The organism is Pelomonas sp. V22, assembly GCF_030014915.1.
GTDB lineage: Bacteria > Pseudomonadota > Gammaproteobacteria > Burkholderiales > Burkholderiaceae_C > JAUASW01.
This window is the reverse complement of the sequence record NZ_JAGIXS010000008.1, coordinates 249,519-267,549: the sequence shown is the minus strand read 5'-3', so window position 1 is coordinate 267,549 and position 18,031 is coordinate 249,519. Positions and strand designations below refer to the sequence as shown.

Here is an 18,031-nt window from a genome sequence, read left to right as displayed (position 1 = left end):
GGCCTCGTCAGCAGTTCAACACGAGGCGCTTCTTCATGCACCAGCTCCCCCGTTTGTTCACCGCCCTGGCCCTGGCCAGCCTGGTCGGCGCCGCCCTGGCGCGCCCCGTCAACGACCACCTGGTCCCCGGCGATGAACCCGCCCCCACCGACCGCCTGATCATCAAGTACCGCAGCGGCGTGCAGCCCTTCACCACGGCACGCGGCGAGGCCGCGATCCGCGTGGCCTCGAATCGCCAGGGCGTGAACATGCGCCATCTGCGCGCGATGAGCAGCGGCGCTCAGGTGATGCAGCTGAACCGCCGGCTCAATGCCCAGGAGGCCGAGGCCATGGTGCAAAGCCTGCGTGCCGGCGACCCCGATATCGAGTATGCGGAGCCCGACCACCTGCTGCAGCCGCTGATGACGCCCAGCGACAGCTACTACAGCTACCAGTGGAGCCTGTTCGACGCGACCGCCGGCATCCGCGCGCCGGCCGCCTGGGACAAGGCCAGCGGCGCCGGCATCGTGGTGGCCGTGATCGACACCGGCGTGCGCAAACACGCCGACCTGACGGCCAATCTGCTGGCCGGCCGCGACTTCATCTCGACCACCTTCATCTCCAACGATGGCGACGGCCGCGATGCCGACGCCACCGACCCCGGCGACTACGTGACGGCCGGCTACTGCAGCACCGGCTCGGCCGCCGCCAACAGCTCCTGGCACGGCACGCACGTGGCCGGCATCGTGGCGGCCGCCACCAACAACAAGGCCGGTGTGGCCGGCGTGGCCTGGGGTGCCAAGGTCCTGCCGCTGCGCGCGCTGGGCCGCTGCGGCGGCTACACCTCGGACATCTCGGACGCCATCAGCTGGGCGGCCGGCAATGCCGTCAGCGGTTTGCCGACCAACACCACGCCGGCTCGGGTGATCAACCTCTCGCTCGGCGGCACGGCCGCCTGCAGCAAGACCTCGCAGACCGCCATCAATGCGGCGCGTGCCAAGGGCGCCGTTGTCATCGTGGCGGCCGGCAATGAGAAGGCTGATGCCAGCACCAGCTCGCCAGCCAACTGCACGGGCGTGATCTCGGTGGCCGCCACCGGCAAGACAGGCGGCCGCGCTTCCTACTCGAACTACGGCAGCACGGTGACGCTGGCCGCCCCGGGCGGCGACGGCGGCAGCAGCGGCATCCTCTCGACCTGGAACGCCGGCACCACGACGCCGGGCGCCGATGCCTATGCCTACATGTCGGGCACCTCGATGGCCACGCCGGTGGTCAGCGGCGTGGCGGCGCTGATGCTCTCGGCCAACCCCAAGCTGACGCCCGACCAGGTGGCCACGCTCTTGAAGAGCAGCGCGCGCGCCTTCCCGGCCAGCTGCAGCGGCTGCGGTGCCGGCATCGTCAATGCCGAGGCGGCGGTGGCGGCCGCCATCGCTGCCAAGTAAGCGCCTCATTCATCGCAGGGCCAGCGACTCGCGCTTCCAGGCCGGGTCCTGCCAGCGCTGGAAGGCGCCGAGCAGCTGCGGCTCGCCGGCCTGGCGTTCGGTGGCCAGCGTGTCGAGGCTCAGCAGCTCGAACGTGCGGCGGGCATAGCGCCCCTCGGCCCGCGCCTCGCGGCTGACCAGCACCTGCTTGCCGCCGGGCACCCAGCCGGCGAATTCCACATAGCCGAGGCCCGGCGTGGCGGCGGCGGGCGGCAGCACTTGCAGGCTCCAACCCTCACGACCCTTGCGCAGCACCCACAGCTCGCGCCAGCCCTCCAGCGGCTGGGCGGCGATGGCGATGGCAGTGCCTTCGCGGTTCAAGCTCGCCGAGGCCAGCCAGACCTGGCCGAAGCTGCAGCGGCGCAAGAGCGGCTTGGCCGGGTTGCCCTCGATGAGGCTCAGGCATTGCTCGCCGTCCGGCGTGACGCTGAGGTTCATCAGCAGCTTGCCGAACTCGCGTGAGGCCAGCCTTGGCGACGCAGCCCAGCGCATGGCGTTCACGCGCATCGCGGTGTCGTTCCAGGTCGGTTGATCGTCTTCCGCCAGATCGGCCGCTTGCAGGCTGGCGAAATCGGCCAGCGACTGCTGGGCCGCAACGGTTGATGCCGCCACCTCGCGGCGCGCAAAGGCCAGGCTGGCTTGCACGGCGGCACGGCGCATCAAGACGCGGTTCTTCCAATGCGGGGCCAGGTCTTGCACCTCCACATGGCTCAGGACCTCGGCGCGCCAGGCATCGAGTTTTTCTTTGTCCGAGGGCAGGGCGGCCGGGTCGGCGCAATCGGGGCGGGTGAGCGCCAGCGCCGCCCGGGCCTGCGCCTCGGCGGGCGCCGGCATCGAGAGCACACGGCGGAAGGCATCGCCGTCGTAGCAGAGCTGGACCCGGCCATCCGGCAGGTTGAAGCTGACGAAGCGCAGGCCGTAGCGCGCGGCCACGTCGAGCTGCGCGGCCGTCTGCGTCTCGCTGTTCTTGTTGCCGAGATTGGCACGGTCAGCCATGCGCTCGGCCAGCGTGCCCAAGGCATCCAGCGCTTCGGTGCCGCCGGCCCCGTTCAGCTGCTCGCGCGAAGCGCTCTGCACATAGGCGGCGGCAAGGCCCAGGCCCAGCGCTTCGGCGCCCTGCTGCAGGCGCACCAGGCGCAGGGTGGCGAGCAACTCGTTGGCATCGCTCGGCAAGCGGTAGAGCTGGCTCTTGCGCAACCAGCCGCCGCGCTCGCGGCGGTAGTCCCAGACCTGGTAATGGTCGAGCCGTTCACCACGGATCTCCAGCGCCTCGCCGCGCCAGAGGTTGGCCTGCAAAGGCGCCGAGTCGCGCGCCGCACCGCGCAGCGGAGCCTGGTCCTGCAAGACCAGACCGGCGCCCAGGGGCTTGGCCGCTTCGGCCGCCGCAGCCACATTCACATAGGCCGCCACCAAGGCCAGGCCCATCACCAGCAGAACACGGAGACCTTGGCTGCGCATGGTGTTCACTCCTTGGCTTCGTTCTTGGCACCGAGCAGGCCATTGCCAATGAAGCCGCCCGCAGCCGGCGGGGGCGCGATGATGACCTGCACCTTGCTCGAGAGCTTGTCGGCCAGCGTCTTCTGCACCAGCAGCGGATGCTTGGTGATCAGCTCGCCTTCGGCCGTCATCTGCTCGATGTTGACCTTGCCCAGCTGAGCCAGGCGGTAGGCCTCAGCGTCGGCCAGCTTCTCGCGCGCCTTGGCCTCGCCCTCCGCCTCGATGCGGCGGGCCTGCGCTTCACCCTCGGCCACCTTGATGCGCGAGGCGCTCTGCGCCTTGGCCTCCAGTTCACGCTGCTCGATCTGGCGCTGCTTGAAGGGGATGACATGCTTCATCGCCTCCTCCTGCGCCTTGGCGGCCAGCACCTGCTCGCGCCCGGCGGCCTCGGCAGCGATTTCGCGGCGCACCTTGTCGGCGGCGGCTTCCAGCTCGCTTTGCTTGACCTGCTTGTCCTTGAGCTCCAGCGTGTAGCGCATCTTCTCGGCCGACAGGCCCTCGGCCAGCAGCGCGTCCATGCCCCGGCGATAGTCGGCCGGCAGGTCAACCTTGCCGATCTGCACGCTGCGCAGGAGGAGGCCGTCGGCCGCGAGCTTGGCGCGCAGCTCGCTTTCCATCTGCTGCTGCAGTTCGGCACGCTGGCTGGAGAAGATCTCGCGCACCGTGCGCTTGGCCACCAGGCGGTAGGCCACGCCCTGCAGGGCCGGGTCCACCAGGTCGCGCTCGATGTTGTCGGGCAGGGTTCGGGCGAGTTGAGCCAGACGGCTCGGGTCGACGGCATAGCGCAGCGTCAGGTCCAGGCCCAGCGACAGGCCTTCGACCGATTGCAGCGGCGCCGGGCCGTCGGCACGGCTCATGGCCGTGGCGCGGTAGCTGAGGTCGTGCAAGGGCAGGCCGCGCACCTCATGAACGCCGGGCAGGGCCAGGATGCGGCCGTCGTTGAAGACCACGGCCGAGCCGGTGAACAGGTTGCTGCGCACCGCCGCCTCGCCGCGCTGCACCGTGTAGAGCGGCGGATGGCTGACGAGCAGATAGGCTGCCGTGCCAACGGTGCCGGCCACCAACAGGGCGCCCAGCACACGGCCATTGACAGCCGGCAGCGGCGGCATGGCATTGCGAATTGCTTGGGGCAGGGCCTTGAGTTTCTGCATCAGTTCCATCGCGCTTCTCCTTGTGTTTGGCGATGGCTGAATGATTCGGCGCCCGGGCAGGAAGCAACAAGGCGGCGGGCGGGTGGATCCCTTCCGGGGCGCGGAAGAAAGCTTCACAGGCGTGCGTCGGCCCTCCTCCCATAATCGCCAGCCATGAGCAAAGTCGCCGTCATCGAAGACGACCGCCCCACCAGCGACCAGCTGGCCGGCTGGATACGCGCCGCCCGGCCGGAGCTGCAGGTCGACCAGTGGTTCACGCGCGATGAGGCCGAGGCCGCGCTGGCCGGTGGCGGCTACGACCTGGTGCTGCTCGACATCGAGCTGGGCCGCGAGCGCCATGCCGGCGTGGCCCTGATCAATGCGATCAACAAGCTGCAGCAGGGCACGCCGGTGCTGGTGGTCTCGGCCATGCCGGCCGCCATCTACCGGGGCATCATGAAGGCGCTGGATGCCTGGGACTACCTGCAGAAGACCGCCTTCGACGAGGCCGAGTTCATCGAGACCTTTCTCGACATGCTGCGCGCCGCCAAGGCTCGAAAACCGGCCGCTACCGCGATCAAGAAGGATGACGAGCTGAGCCTGGACCCGCTGTGGCAGCGCACGCCCACCTGGCGCGGCCAGCGCATCAACCTGCCGCTCACCGCCCAGCGCATCCTCGCCACGCTGCACCAGCGCAGGGGCGAGGTGGTCAGCTATGACCAGCTTTTCGAGGTGGTGAAGAGCGGCCGCAACAAGGACAACGTGCGCAAGCATGTGAGCACCATCCGAGATGCCTTCCGCGACGTGGACCCGAACTTCGACGGCATCGAGAACGTCCCCATGCGCGGCTTCCGCTGGACTGGCCGATGAGGCTGCCGGCGCTCGACGAAGTGCCGCGCCTCGGCCTCGCGGCTTTTCGCAGCCGCATCGTCTTTCACGGCGTGTTCCTCTTGCTCGCTGCGGCCACGCTCGCCCTGGCCGTCTCGCTGCTGCTGGAAGAAAAGCAGCGCAGCTACCAGCGCTACGAGCAGGGCTTCAAGCGCTCGCTCGGCGAGATCACGGCTCAACTGCGCCACCCGACCGGGCAGCTCGCGCTGCTAAACCCCGGCTTCCAGGGCCGGCGGCCGATCACGCCGCTGCTGCTGCCGTTCTCGGCCATTGATTTCGATGACCCGACCAAGGCGCAGCGCGCCGTGGAGATGTCGGGCTGCGCCCTGCAATTCAGCGATGGCGCGAGCCTGTGCGTCGCCGTGGGCAGCAAGGCCGCCGCCGGGGCCTTCATCTACCTGGTCGGCAGCCTGGATGCGGGCCCGCTGGTCGGCCGCGAGCGCGGCGCCTCCGAGCTGGCCGGCCTGCATCGTGCGCGCATCACGGTGGGCTTGCCCGGTGGCAGCGAGCAATGGATCGCGCCTTTCGAGGCCATGAGCAGCAGCGGCGACGGCCAGCTCGGCCGGCTCACCGGCTTCCTCGGCGGCACCGACGAGCTGCCGCCCCGCGCCCGGCCCACGCGCGATTTCCGGGGCTGGCTGTGGCGCGAAGGGCCTTGCCTGAAGAACACCAGCGGCGCCGACTGCCCGCGCCGCACGCTGTATTCGATCCGCCTGCCGGTCGAGGCCTTCCGCGAGGCCCTGTTCAGGCAGCCCGCGCCGACCTGGCCGCCGGCCGAGCTGGACCGCATCGAGGTGAGGATGGAGCTGCTGGCGCCGGACGGCGCCGCACCGCTGTTCGACAGCGCGGCGGGCACGCTCTTGCCGCCGGTCTCGCTGGTCAGCGTCGGCCAGTCACTGCAGCCGGACGAGACCCTGAGCATCACCCGCGACGGCCGCCCGGTGACCCTGTTGCGCGGCTCGGCCGACCCGGCCGAGATTCCCTCGCCCTGGCTGACGCGTTTGATACGCCGCCTGCCGGTGCAGGTGCAGGCACCGGCCCTGCTGGCCGAGGACAGCGTGGTGACGCCGCTGGGCCGCTATGAGCTGGTGCTGCGCGGCGACTGGCGCAGCCTGGACCGGTCCTTGAGCGCCAGCGCGGCACGCGCCTCGGGGCTGGTGGGCGCGATGCTGGCCGCCATCGCCCTGGCCTGGCTGATCATCGAGCTGGGATTGATGCGCCGCATTGCGCGGCTCACCCAGCGCGCGGCGGCGGTGTCCTACGAAGTTCAGCATCCGCAGGTGGAGCAGCGCCTCGGCAAGCTCGATGTGTCGGACCTGCGCGGCAGCGATGAAGTGGGCATCCTGGCCGGCTCGCTGTCCGACCTGCTGGAACGCACCCGCGACGGCATCCGCCGCGAGCACCTGCGTGCCGAGCATGAGCGCGACATGTGGCATGCCGTGGGGCACGAGATCATGTCGCCCTTGCAGTCCCTGCTGGTGCTGCATGGCGCGCCGGACGACGCGAGCCACCGCTACCTGCAGCGCATGCAGCAGGCCGTGCGCGTGCTCTATGGCGCGGCCTCGCCGAGCGAGGCCATCGCGTCGGCCACGCTGGACCCAGGCCGGCTCGAGCTCGACCAGTTCCTGCAGGAGGTGGCCGCCAACGCGGCCTTTGCCGACATCGCCAACGTGCGCTATGCCCCACGCGGTGAGCCGGTCTGGGTGCGGGCCGATGCCTATTCGCTGGAGGACGTGATCACCCATCTGCTGCGCAATGCAGACCGCTACCGCCCGGCCGGCTCGGCGATCACGCTGAGCCTGTCCGAGGCCGAAGGCCAGGTCTTGCTGAGCGTGCACAACCTGGGCCCGGCCATAGACCCGGCCCTGCTGGACAAGATCTTCGAATACGGCGTCTCGGACCAGCCGCAAGGCCATGGCAGCGAGCGACGCGGCCAGGGCCTGTTCGTCGCCAAGACCTACATGGCCAAGATGGACGGCACGATCGCCGCGCGCAATGTGGAGGACGGCGTGAACTTCGAGCTCTGCCTGCGGCGCAGCGGTTAGCATCGGCCGCAGCTCAGGAGGGCGGCGCGATGGCGATCAAGCAACTGGCAGGACTGGACGCGAGTTTCCTGTTCCTGGAAACGGCCGAGATGCCCATGCATGTGGGCGCCCTGCACATCCTCGAATTGCCGCGCGGCTTCGAGGGCAGCTTCCTCGCCGCGCTGCGCCGGCACATGGGCCAGCGCCTGCCGCACCTGCCCGCGCTGCGGCGGCGTCTCGCCTCGGTGGCTCTGAATGCGCTCAACCCGGCCTGGGTCGATGCCTTGCCCGACCTGGAACAGCACATCGTGGCCGTGGACCTGCCACCCGGCAGCGGCATCGCGGCGCTGGAAGCGGCCGTGGCCGACCTGCATCCGCAGCTGCTGCCGCGCGACCGGCCGCTGTGGAAGTTCCATGTCTTCGAGGGCCTGGCACCCGCGCCCGACGACGGCGCCACCCGCGTGGCGCTCTACACCCAGCTGCACCATGCGGCGGTCGACGGCCAGGCCGCCGTGGCCCTGGCGGCGGTGATCCTGGACCTGGGCCCCGTGCCGCGCACCATGCCGGAGAAAGCACCGCGCCAGCGCCACGAACCCGGCACGCTGAGCCTGCTGCGCGGCGCGCTGGCCCACCAGGCCCAGCAATACCTGAACATGGTCCGCGCCCTGCCCGGCGCGCTGGGCACGCTCGGCGGGTCGGCCGGCGATGCAGCCGGCGCCCTGTTGGGCCTCTTGCGTGGCAAGAGCGCGTCCGCCAGCCCGCTGAAACTCGCGCCGCGCACCAGGCTCAACCGCACGATCTCGGCGACGCGCAGCTTCGCCTCGGTCAGCCTGCCACTGGCCGAGCTGCATCGCTTGCGCAAGCTGCATGGCGCCAGCCTCAACGATGCGGTGCTCTACCTCTGCGGCACGGCGCTGCGCCAGCTCTTCCTCGATTGGCATGAGCTGCCCAAGAAGCCGCTGGTGGCGGCCGTGCCGGTCTCGCTGCGCGCCGCCGGCGACGCTTCATCGAACAACCAGGCCACCATGAGCACGGTGACGCTGGGAACGCACATTGCCGATCCGCACAAGCGCCTGGCCCATGTGCTGGCGGCTTCCGCTGCCATGAAGAGCTCGCTCGGCACCTTGAAAGAGCTGATGCCGCTGGACTTCCCCTCGCTCGGCCTGCCCTGGCTGATGGCCGGCGCCGCAAGGCTCTATGGCGCGGCGCAGATGGCCGACAAGCTGCCGGCCCTCGCGAATGTGGCGATCTCGAATGTGCCGGGCCCGCAGGTGGCGCTGTATCTCGCTGGCGCCCGCCTGCTGACCAACTACCCGACCTCGATCGCCGTGCACGGCATGGCGCTCAACATCACGGTGCAGAGCTATGGCGACTCGCTGGAGTTCGGCTTGATGGCCTGTGGCGAGGCCTTGCCCGAGACGGCGCGGCTGGCCGCCCATCTGCGCGCGGCACTGGCCGAGTGGCAGGGCCTCGCGGCCGCCTAGGCCATGGAAAACGCCATCATCGCCAGACCCAGCGAACCTGCGGTCCACACCAAGGTGCGCAGATAGGGGATGCCCAGGTAGTAGCAGACGATGAAGGCGAGCCGGGCCCAGAAGAAGATCTGGGCGCCGAGCAGGATGCGTGGCGACTGCAGGCCCGAGGCCTGGGCCGCGAGGGCCAGGGCGGCGAAGATCACGAAGCTTTCCAGCGTGTTCCTGGCCGTGCGGTCGGCGCGCCCGGCAAAGTCGCTGGCCTCAGGCATGTGCGCGCGGTTGCCCATGGCCAGCTTGAGGCCGGCGGGCGTCCAGCACTTGGCGCGTATCAGGCTGGCCGCCAGCAACAGCAGCCAGGTGATGCAGGCCATGCAGACCACCAGAGAGAGAAGAGGGCTCATGTCGTTCACCTTGCCTTGCAGCGGTGGCTGATTGTTGGCCCGCGCGGGCCGGCACCGGCTTGGTGGGAACCCGCGCAGCCGCCGCTCAGCTCATCGCCGCCTGGCCAGCACGACCACATCCGTGGAGGCCACGCTCGCATTGGCCGGGCTGGCGATGCGGCTTGCCTGCATGAGCTCGAAACCGGCAGCAGCCATCAGCGCCACGATCTGGTCCTGCTCGCGGTAGAAGCTGTAGACCTTGTCGCCAGCCGCCGTCTGCTGCTCGCCGCTCAGCGCCGGATCGCCGGCCACGGTGGCCACGGTGGCCAGCAGCAGCGGCGCGCCGGGCCGCAGCAGGCGCTGCAACGCCGCGAGCACCAAGGCCGCGTCGGCATCGTCGAAGTAGCTGAGGCCGAAGCAGAAGGCGGCCGCATCGAAGCGCCCAGGGACGGCAGAAAGATCCCGGCAATCCGCCTGCAGCAGCTCGACCTCGGGCACGCGCTGGCGCGCCTGCTCCAGCATCTGCGCCGAGCGGTCCACGCACAGGATCTGCGCCGCTGGGCATTGCGCCCGCACATAGGCCGCCACATTGCCGGGCCCGCAGGCCAGGTCCAGGAAGCGCGCCGGCCGGCCCTGCAACTCGGTGGTGATCAGCGCGTAGCAGGCGTCGTAGTCGCGCAGCGCGAAGTACTTGTCGGCGTAGCGCGCGGCGTTCTTGTCGAATGTGGCGACCGAGGTGGCGTTGTAGTCCGGCATGCTGTTGAGGGGTGGCGGTTCAGACCTGGGCACCGGTTCATCGGGGCAGGATGGACGGGTACTCGATGCGGTACTCGTCGCGCTCCTGCTCATCCGAGGGCTCCCACATATTGCTGGCCAGCTCGAAGACCTGCTGCGGCACGACCATGGAGAACGTGGCGCCCCGCTCGGTGTTTCTTTGCAGCACGCGTGCGCGCCGCAGGTCTCGCGGTGCATCCAGCTCGTACATCACCAGCTCCAGGCCCTCGTCGATCACGCGACGGCAGAAGTCCATGCGCGGCTGGCGCTGGATGAGCCCCAGCTCGAGGATGGCATCGGTCCCCGTGGCCAGGACAGCCCGGCTATGGGCCCAGATGAGCTCCAGCAGCCGCTCCTTGCGTTCGACATACCAGGGAATGAAATCGCCGGCGGGTCGGTCCGGGCTGAACAGCCTTGCAAACCAGGCGTCCAGGGCGATATGAACGCCACCTGTGCGTGCGGCCAAATCGGCGGCGAAGGTCGACTTTCCTGCGCCGACCGGGCCTTCGATCAATCGGATGATAGGCATGTTGTCAATCTGCTGCGGGGTTGGGATTTCGGTAGATACCGGGTGGTGCGAAATCCTAACCCGTTGCTGACGATGATGATCGGCTTGCCATTGAACGGCCCGGCAGCCGCTTTGGCATCCCGATTCAGGGATGAAGCTTCTCGCCCCGCGCCAGCATCTCGACGAACTGGCCGTCGATCCAGCCATGGCAGAGCGCGCCCTCCAGCGCCTCGGCCTGGCTGGCGAAGCTGAGGATGGGTGAATCGGCGAGTTTGCTCATGGCGCGATTGTGGTCCTAGGGCAAGCGCCCAAGACTCTTGGGGGCTCACGGCGCTACGATGCCGGTCATGCCTCAGAAACAAGCCCGTCGCAGCGCCGCTGCGGCCGCCGTGCCCGCTGGATCCGACGAGGAGCTGCGCGCCCCCAATGCCTGGCTGATGCTGCTGGAGGGCCGCGCGCCCTGGGAGTTCGCCGCCCTGCTGGCCGCGTCGCCCTGGCTGCGCAAGCTGCCCCGGGGCGACGGCCACCCGGTCATCGTTTTCCCCGGCCTCGGCGCCAATGACTTCACCACGCTGGCCCTGCGCCGCTTCCTGGACGAGCTCGGCTATGTCACCCACCCCTGGGGCCATGGCTTCAATTTCGGGCCGCGCGACGGCGTGCTCGAGCATTGCACGGCCGAGGTCAAGCGCCTTTTCCGCGCCCATGCGCGGCCGGTCAGCCTGATCGGCTGGAGCCTCGGCGGCATCTATGCCCGCGAGCTGGCCAAGGAGCTGCCCGACCATGTGCGCTCGGTGATCACGCTCGGAACGCCCTTCACCGGCCATCCGCGCGCCACCAATGCCTGGCGCTTCTTCGAGCTGGTGAGCGGCCAGCGGGTCCATGACCACGAACTGCTGGAGGAAATCCGCCGCACGCCGCCGGTACCGACGACTTCGCTCTATTCCAAGACCGACGGCGTGGTCGCCTGGCAGTGCAGCGTGATGGATCCGAGCCCCACCAGCGAGAACATCGAGGTGCTGGCCAGCCACTGCGGCATGGGCATGAACCCGTTTGCGCTGTACGCCGTGGCCGACCGTCTGGCCCAGCCGGCCGGGCAGTGGAAGCCCTTCGAGATCGAGGGCGCGCGCCGCTGGTTTTATCGCGCCAGCTGAGCCAAGTCGGGCCAGGCAGGGGCAAGGCCTGTGTTCCACTTGAGCCTGTGTCCGAAGTTCAATCCCCCTCTCCCGCCGCCGCGCCCTCGCTGGCCCTGCCCAATCCCCGCCACCTGAAGCGCCTGCCGCCGGGGCTGCTGCCCGAGCAATGGCAGCAGATCCGCCAGGCCGCCTACCAGTTGCCGCAAGTGCTGACACCGGCCGACCTGGACGAGGGCGAGGACGCCGACCAGCTGGGCCTGGTGCAGATCTCCAAGGCCGCCGCAGGCGGTCGCCCCAGCCGCTGGATCGCGCCGGACCTGATTGCCACTGCGTTGAGGCATCTCGAGGCCCTGGGCACGGGCCCCACCCTCAGAGCGCTGATGCAGCAACGTAGCACCCAGCTGGAAGCGCTGGGCCTGCGGCGCGCCGGCCTGCAATGGCTGCGGCTGTGCAAGCAGCCACTGCTCGAAGGCCAGCTCACGGTGGCCTATCAATTGCCGCTGGCGGATGCCGCGCCGGTCTGGAACTTCTACCGTGATGGCGACCTGGCCACGCTGCAGCAGGCGCTGGGCCCGGCACCGGCCTATGCCGATGCCGCCGCGCTGCAATCCCATCTGCAGCAGTTGCTGGCACGCAGCACCTCCGGCCATCCGGAGCAGCTTGATTCGCTGCTGCCGCGCCTGCAGGCCGAATGCGCAACGCCCCAGCCGCTGCCGGCCCTGCTGGCAGCCTGCACCCGCGCGCAGGACCGCTGGGAACAGCGCGTAGCCGAGATCAGCACCTTGCAGAAGCTGGAGCGGCAGCTGGCCTTCCAGGGCTACCCCGACAGCTTCGAACTCGCCCGCAACATGCAGCGCACCGTGACGCTCTATGTGGGCGCGCCCAACAGCGGCAAGACCCATGCGGCCTTCGAGAAGCTGGCGGCGGCCCATGATGGCGCCTACCTCGCACCGCTGCGCCTGCTGGCGCTGGAGGGCCGCGACCGCCTGGTGGCGCGCGGCGTGCCCTGCTCGCTGCTCACAGGCGAAGAGAACGTTCCGGCCGACAACGCCCGCGTGGTCTCGTCCACCATCGAGATGGTCGATACCGGCCGGCCGATCGACGTGGCCGTGGTCGACGAGGCGCAGATGCTGTTCGACAACTACCGCGGCTGGGCATGGACTCAGGCCATCGTCGCGGTGCCGGCGAACGAGCTGATCATCATCTGCTCGGCCTATGCCGTGCCGGCCATCGAGAACCTGCTGGGCCTGTGCGGCGAGCGCTGCACGGTGCGCCATTTCGAGCGCAAGCAGGAGGTGCAGCTGCTGCCGGCGCCGGTCCCCATGACGGCACTGAAGAAGGGCGACGCGGTCGTGGCCTTCAGCCGCCGCGAGGTGCTGATGCTGCGCGACCAGGTGTCGGCCGCCGGCCATCCGGTCTCGGTGATCTACGGGGCGCTACCTCCTGAAGTTCGGCGCCGAGAGGCCGAGCGATTTGCCGTTGGCGCCAGCGATGTGCTGGTGGCAACCGATGCCATCGGCATGGGCCTCAACCTGCCGATACGCCGCGTCTTGTTCAGCACCCTGAGCAAGTTCGACGGCGTGGGCGACCGCTCCTTGACGGTCTCTGAAGTGCACCAGATCGCCGGCCGCGCCGGCCGCTATGGCATGCATGACGAGGGCTTTGTCGGCGTGCTGCGCGAGGCCGAGGCCAGTGCCGGCAAGACCCTGCGCGAGCTGCTGCCCAAGCAGCCGCGGGCGCCGCGCGACTTCAAGGCCGCCGTGGCACCGAACTGGTGGCATGTGCAGACCATCGCCAGCAGCCTCGGCTTCAACAAGCTCGAGGCCGTGCTGAAGGTCTTCATGGACCGGCTGCGCCTCGACGATGCTCACTTCGCTGTGGCCGAGCTGGAGCAGATGCTGCAGCTGGCCGAGGCGCTGGACCGCTCGGCACCGCAGCTGCCGCTGAAGACCCGCTTCATCTACGCCCAGGCGCCGGTGGACAGCCGCACCGACAGCCAGGTGCAGGAGTACCTGGACTGGGCCCAGCGCCATGCGCTGGCCGGCCAGGTGGGCGCGCCCTGGTTCCTGGACGATGTGGACGAGCGCAGCCGGCTGGACCGCATGGAGCAGGCGCTGCGCAGCTGCACGCTGTGGCTGTGGCTGGACCTGCGCTTCCCCGGCGTCTACGGCCACCTGGCCGACGTGGTGGACCTGCGCAACCGGCTCAACGACGGCATCGAGCGCCAGCTCAAGGGCAAGAAGCCGCTCTGGCAGTCACGCGGCCGGCGCTGATTCGGCCTTTGAATTTCTGCTGCAACTGTTGAATATCCGGCGCTCGTGCCGGATCGCTGCTGCGCACTAGGCATCCGCCCTAGCGACAGCGGGCCCGCCCAGGCGTAAGGTGCCATGCATCACTACGTCCTGAAACGCGGAGACAAGCATGAGCATGAATTTCGGTGCGCCCGGCAGCGGCGCTGGCAGCGCGGTGGCCCTGAAGCTGCAAGGCCTGGGCGTGGCCGGCCGCCTCTGGATCTCGGTGGCGGCCGTGATCGTGAGCCTGGTGGGCCTGATTGGTTTTTCTTCGGTGCGTACCGGCAATCTGAACGCCGAGGCGGCCGCCATCGAGCAGCAAATGGGCGCCAAGCGCGCAGCGGCCGAGCGCTGGGCGAGCATGACCACGACCAATGTGACCCGCGTCCAGGCTGCCGCCATCAGCAGCGACCCGGCCGTGGATGCGCTGTTCAAGGACGAGATCGCGGCCACCATCGCCAAGATCAGCGAGGTGCAGAAGGCCATCGAGGCGATGGTGCTGACCGACAAGGACAAGACCTTGATGGCCCGCATTGCCGACGAGCGCAAGCTCGTGCTCGCCTCGCTGGCCAAGGCACGCGAGCTCAAGGCCGCCGGCAAGGCCGAGGAGGCGGGCAACGAGGTTCGCCAGACCTTCAACCCGGCCGTCGTTGTCTATCTGAAGTCATTGGCCGACTTCGCCTCGCTGCAAACCACGCAGAAGGACGAGGCCGATGCCGACCTGAACGAGCGCCGCAAGCTGACCCTGCGCGTGGCCATGGTGGTAGTGATCACGATCGTTACCGCACTGCTGGCGGGTGCCGTCTGGCTGGTGCGCTCGATCAAACAGCCGCTGGGCGATGCGCTGAACCTCGCGAACCTGATCGCCGATGGCGACCTCTCGGCCTCGACCAGCATCCGGCGCAGCGATGAATTCGGCCAGCTGCTCGACGCCCTCAACCGCATGGCCAGCCAGTTGCGCAAGGTGGTGGGCGATGTGCGGCAGGGCGTGGAGTCGGTGTCCACCGCCTCGGCCGAGATCGCCACGGGCAACCACGACCTCAGCGCCCGCACCGAGCAGACAGCCTCCAGCCTGCAGCAGACGGCCAGCTCGATGGAGCAGATCACGGCCACGGTCTCGCAGTCGGCCGACACGGCCCGCCAGGCCAACCAGCTGGCCGCTTCGGCGGCCGAGGCGGCAGCCCGTGGCGGCTCGGTGGTGGAGCAGGTGGTCGGCAATATGGAGCAGATCACGGCCAGCTCCAAGCGCATCTCCGACATCATCAGCGTGATCGACGGCATTGCCTTCCAGACCAACATCCTGGCCCTGAACGCGGCCGTGGAAGCAGCCCGTGCCGGCGAGCAGGGCCGCGGCTTTGCCGTGGTGGCCAGCGAAGTGCGCAGCCTGGCCCAGCGCTCGGCCGAAGCGGCCAAGGAGATCAAGGGCCTGATCAATGCCTCGGTCGAGCGGGTCGAGTCGGGTGCCGCCCTGGTCGGCCAGACCGGTACCGTGATGCAGGAGATCGTGGCCAGCGTCGGCCGCGTCAGCGACATGATCGGCGAGATCGCCGCCTCGGCCACCGAGCAGCGCGACGGCATCGCCCAGGTCAATGTGGCCGTGACCGGCCTGGACCAGATGACCCAGCAAAACGCTGCGCTGGTGGAAGAAAGCGCGGCCGCCGCGTCTTCGCTGCGCGAGCAGGCCCAGCGCCTGGCCGAGGTGGTGTCGGTGTTCCGTACCGGCACCGGGTCCAGCAGTTCGCTGCGTGCGGCGCTCAGCAACCAGGGTGCCGCCAAGCCGGCCGCAGCCGCGAGGACGGTGCCAACGCCCGCCGTCAGACCTGCAGCCGGCAAGCCCCAGCCCAAGCCTGCTGCCTCCGCCGCAAAAGCTGCAGCCAGCCCGTCCAAGCCGACCAAACCGGCCGCACCCAGGCCTGCTGCTCCGGCGCCCAGCCCGGCACCCAAGGCGGCTGCACCGGCCAACGATGGCGATTGGGAAACCTTCTGAGCGGGCCGCTGTCAATGCATAAACCTGTGCAGAGTTCTTGAACAAGCAGGGGCTTATCCACAGGCGAGGAGCCGGCGGCGGACTTGTTGTAGGTTCGTCCCGGCGCTCACAGGCCCTGGACACACAGGCTTTGGAGCTCGCTAAATGCTTGTCAGCCGGGGCTCTTCAGCACTTGTCCACAGAGATCGGCCCCCTCTACTACGACCACCAATCTGAAAGACAACATCATCATTGAATAAGAGTCCTCGCCTGCCGTGTGCACAAACCACAGCCCCCGCCCCTGGTTTGGCTGCGCCTGCGGGCCATGTCACACTGCCGAGCTGCCGGTCCCCAGTGAGGGGGCCGGGCCTGTTGTCTCCGCATGAATACCGCCACGCTTTACGCCGCTTCCGCCGGCTTTGAATCCGCCTGCCAGATCCCACTGCTGGCACCCAGCCATCGCAGCCATGGCCTGCATGGCCACAGCTACTTCGCCACCGTGCGGGCCCAGCTGCCCGAGGCTTGGGCGCCGTTCCCAGGCGGTGAGGTCGAGGAGCTGCGACGCAGGCTGGAAGCCTGCGTCGCGCCACTGGACCATGCGCTCCTGAACCGGACCATCGAGCAGCCAACCGACGAGAACATCGCCCGCTGGATACGCCATCGTCTGCAAACCGAGTTCGGCGTGCAGGGCATCCAGCAGATCGGCGTGCAGAGCACCCAGCATTCCGGCGTTGACCTCGATGCCTCGGGTCAGGCCCATGTCTGGCGGCGTTACCGCTTCCAGGCGGCCCATCAGCTGCCCAATGTGCCGCTGGGCCACAAGTGCGGCCGCATGCATGGCCATGGCTTCGAGGTGATCCTGCATGCCAACCAGGATCTGGGCGAACGCGATCTGTCGATCGACTACGACCACCTGGACGAAATCTGGTCGCCGTTGCACATGGTCCTGAACTACCAGTGCCTGAACCAGATCGAGGGCCTGCACAACCCGACCAGCGAGGTGATCTCGGCCTGGCTTTGGGAGCGCATCAAGCCGCTGTTGCCCGAGCTGTCCTGGGTCACCGTTTATGAAACCGGCAGCTGCGGCGCGAATTTCGATGGCCGCAATTACCGGATCTGGAAAGAGCTGACGCTGGACAGCGCGATCCAGCTGAAGCGCGCGCCCGAGGGCCACATCCTGCGTGGCATCCATGGCCATACCTACACCTTGCGCCTGCATCTGAGCGCAGAGCTCGATGAAATGGCCGGCTGGACCGTGGACTTTGGTGACGTGAAGCGGCTGTTCGATCCGATCTTCAAGGCCATTGACCACCGGCCGCTCTACGAGATCGCCGACCTGCCCGATGGCGATGCCGCCAGTTTGTCCAGCTGGGTGCTGGCCAAGGGGCGCTCGGCCTTGCCACAGCTGGACCGGGTCGACATGTACGAAACCCGGGGGTCGGGCGCCATCGTCAGTGCCGTGGGCATAGACGAACTGATTCCGGTCTGAGGCAGTCCAGATGACTTACGCGGTAAAGGAAATGTTCTACACGCTGCAAGGCGAGGGGGCGCAGGCGGGTCGTGCCGCCGTGTTCTGCCGTTTTGCCGGTTGCAATTTGTGGAGCGGCCGCGAGCAGGACCGCGCCAGCGCCGTCTGCAATTTCTGCGATACCGATTTCGTCGGCACCGATGGCCAGGGCGGCAGCAAGTTCGCCACGGCGGCCGAGCTTGCGGCAGCGGTGGCGGCGCTGTGGCCGCAGGGTCAGGCGGGCAGGCCCTATGTGGTGTGTACAGGCGGAGAACCGCTGCTGCAACTCGACGAAGCGTTGATCGAGGCCTTTCATGGGCTGGGCTTCGAGGTGGCTGTCGAGACCAATGGCACGCAGGCTGCACCGCCGGGGCTGGACTGGATCTGCGTCAGCCCCAAGGCCGACGCCGAGTTGGTGCTGACCCGGGGCCATGAGCTGAAGCTGGTCTATCCGCAACAGTTGGCCCGCCCAGAGCGCTTTGCGGGGCTGGATTTCCAGCACTTCTTCCTGCAGCCCATGGACTCGGTGTTGCAGCGCCAGCACACCCGGGAGGCGGTGCAGTACTGCCTGGACCACCCCCAATGGAGGTTGTCGGTGCAGATGCACAAGGTCGTTGGCATAGCCTGACGATGAGCCAGCCGCTGGACGTCGAAGGCCTACAGCGCCGGCTGCGCGAGTTTGCGGCGGCCCGGCAATGGCAGGCGTACCAGACGCCCAAGAACCTGGCCATGGCCATGGTCGTGGAGGCCGCCGAGCTGGTCGAGATCTTCCAGTGGCTCACGCCCGAGGAGAGTGCGGCCATTGCCGATGATCCGGCCCGTCATCAGCACCTGGGCGAGGAGATCGCCGACGTGCTGCTCTACCTGCTTCAGATCGCCGATCACAGTGGCGTGGACATTGCCGCCGCCGTCGAGGACAAGCTCATCAAGAACGCGCTGAAGTATCCGGGACCCTGAATGGGGTGCTGTAAAGAAGCTTGAACCGGCCGACTCGTCAC

General features: G+C 68.6%; 16 protein-coding genes. 10 read left to right on the top strand and 6 right to left on the bottom strand.

Annotated elements, in window-relative coordinates; all coding sequences use genetic code 11:
* The first annotated feature begins 35 nt into the window (after positions 1-35).
* Entirely contained in the window at positions 36-1,421 is a 1,386-nt protein-coding gene (locus J7U46_RS22145) for a S8 family peptidase (RefSeq protein ID WP_282829409.1), read from the top strand.
* 9 nt (positions 1,422-1,430) lie between these two features.
* Here J7U46_RS22145 and J7U46_RS22140 read toward each other — a convergent pair whose 3' ends face one another.
* Both J7U46_RS22140 and J7U46_RS22135 read right to left on the bottom strand, forming a co-directional pair.
* Positions 1,431-2,918 (bottom strand): hypothetical protein, encoded by a 1,488-nt coding sequence (locus J7U46_RS22140; protein WP_282829408.1) that lies wholly within the window; start codon positions 2,916-2,918, stop codon positions 1,431-1,433.
* Between the two features lie 5 nt (positions 2,919-2,923).
* Positions 2,924-4,117: an SPFH domain-containing protein gene (locus J7U46_RS22135; protein WP_282829407.1), complete on the bottom strand. Its 1,194-nt coding sequence runs from the start codon at positions 4,115-4,117 to the stop codon at positions 2,924-2,926.
* Between the two features lie 144 nt (positions 4,118-4,261).
* Here J7U46_RS22135 and J7U46_RS22130 point away from each other — a divergent pair, with 144 nt between their 5' ends.
* From J7U46_RS22130 to J7U46_RS22120, 3 genes are read left to right on the top strand one after another with little or no spacing between them, the layout of a single operon-like run.
* A complete protein-coding gene (locus J7U46_RS22130) occupies positions 4,262-4,957 on the top strand; it encodes a response regulator (RefSeq protein ID WP_282829406.1) in 696 nt (231 codons plus the stop codon).
* On the top strand, positions 4,954-7,020 hold the full coding sequence (locus tag J7U46_RS22125; RefSeq protein WP_282829405.1) for a HAMP domain-containing sensor histidine kinase: 2,067 nt from the start codon (positions 4,954-4,956) through the stop codon (positions 7,018-7,020). The genes J7U46_RS22130 and J7U46_RS22125 overlap by 4 nt, the downstream gene beginning before the upstream one ends.
* A 29-nt stretch (positions 7,021-7,049) precedes the next feature.
* The gene (locus tag J7U46_RS22120; protein WP_282829404.1) at positions 7,050-8,483 is read left to right on the top strand and encodes a wax ester/triacylglycerol synthase family O-acyltransferase; all 1,434 of its coding nucleotides are present in this window, start codon (positions 7,050-7,052) and stop codon (positions 8,481-8,483) included.
* On the opposite strand, the gene J7U46_RS22115 is transcribed toward J7U46_RS22120, so the two are convergent.
* From J7U46_RS22115 to J7U46_RS22100, 4 genes are all read right to left on the bottom strand, one after another.
* The gene (locus J7U46_RS22115) at positions 8,480-8,875 is read right to left on the bottom strand and encodes an MAPEG family protein (RefSeq protein ID WP_282829402.1); all 396 of its coding nucleotides are present in this window, start codon (positions 8,873-8,875) and stop codon (positions 8,480-8,482) included. The two genes, J7U46_RS22120 and J7U46_RS22115, sit on opposite strands and share 4 nt — an antisense overlap.
* A 90-nt stretch (positions 8,876-8,965) precedes the next feature.
* Positions 8,966-9,610, bottom strand: a complete 645-nt coding sequence (locus tag J7U46_RS22110) for a class I SAM-dependent methyltransferase (RefSeq protein ID WP_282829401.1) — start codon at positions 9,608-9,610, stop codon at positions 8,966-8,968.
* A gap of 37 nt (positions 9,611-9,647) precedes the next feature.
* Positions 9,648-10,157: an ATP-binding protein gene (locus J7U46_RS22105; protein WP_282829400.1), complete on the bottom strand. Its 510-nt coding sequence runs from the start codon at positions 10,155-10,157 to the stop codon at positions 9,648-9,650.
* A gap of 124 nt (positions 10,158-10,281) precedes the next feature.
* On the bottom strand, positions 10,282-10,416 hold the full coding sequence (locus J7U46_RS22100) for a hypothetical protein (protein WP_282829399.1): 135 nt from the start codon (positions 10,414-10,416) through the stop codon (positions 10,282-10,284).
* Between the two features lie 67 nt (positions 10,417-10,483).
* Between J7U46_RS22100 and J7U46_RS22095 the strand changes: the two genes are divergently transcribed.
* From J7U46_RS22095 to J7U46_RS22070, 6 genes are all read left to right on the top strand, one after another.
* Entirely contained in the window at positions 10,484-11,287 is an 804-nt protein-coding gene (locus tag J7U46_RS22095) for an alpha/beta fold hydrolase (RefSeq protein ID WP_282829398.1), read from the top strand.
* 47 nt (positions 11,288-11,334) lie between these two features.
* Complete coding sequence (locus tag J7U46_RS22090; protein ID WP_282829397.1) at positions 11,335-13,542, top strand: helicase-related protein; 2,208 nt, start codon at positions 11,335-11,337, stop codon at positions 13,540-13,542.
* Positions 13,543-13,690: 148 nt separating this feature from the next.
* Positions 13,691-15,547: a methyl-accepting chemotaxis protein gene (locus J7U46_RS22085; RefSeq protein ID WP_282829396.1), complete on the top strand. Its 1,857-nt coding sequence runs from the start codon at positions 13,691-13,693 to the stop codon at positions 15,545-15,547.
* 361 nt (positions 15,548-15,908) lie between these two features.
* Complete coding sequence (locus J7U46_RS22080; protein WP_282829395.1) at positions 15,909-17,015, top strand: 6-carboxytetrahydropterin synthase; 1,107 nt, start codon at positions 15,909-15,911, stop codon at positions 17,013-17,015.
* A 10-nt stretch (positions 17,016-17,025) separates the two neighbouring features.
* Positions 17,026-17,661: a 7-carboxy-7-deazaguanine synthase gene (queE, locus tag J7U46_RS22075; RefSeq protein WP_282829394.1), complete on the top strand. Its 636-nt coding sequence runs from the start codon at positions 17,026-17,028 to the stop codon at positions 17,659-17,661.
* Between the two features lie 2 nt (positions 17,662-17,663).
* A complete protein-coding gene (locus J7U46_RS22070; RefSeq protein ID WP_282829393.1) occupies positions 17,664-17,990 on the top strand; it encodes a nucleotide pyrophosphohydrolase in 327 nt (108 codons plus the stop codon).
* The last annotated feature ends 41 nt before the right edge of the window (positions 17,991-18,031 follow it).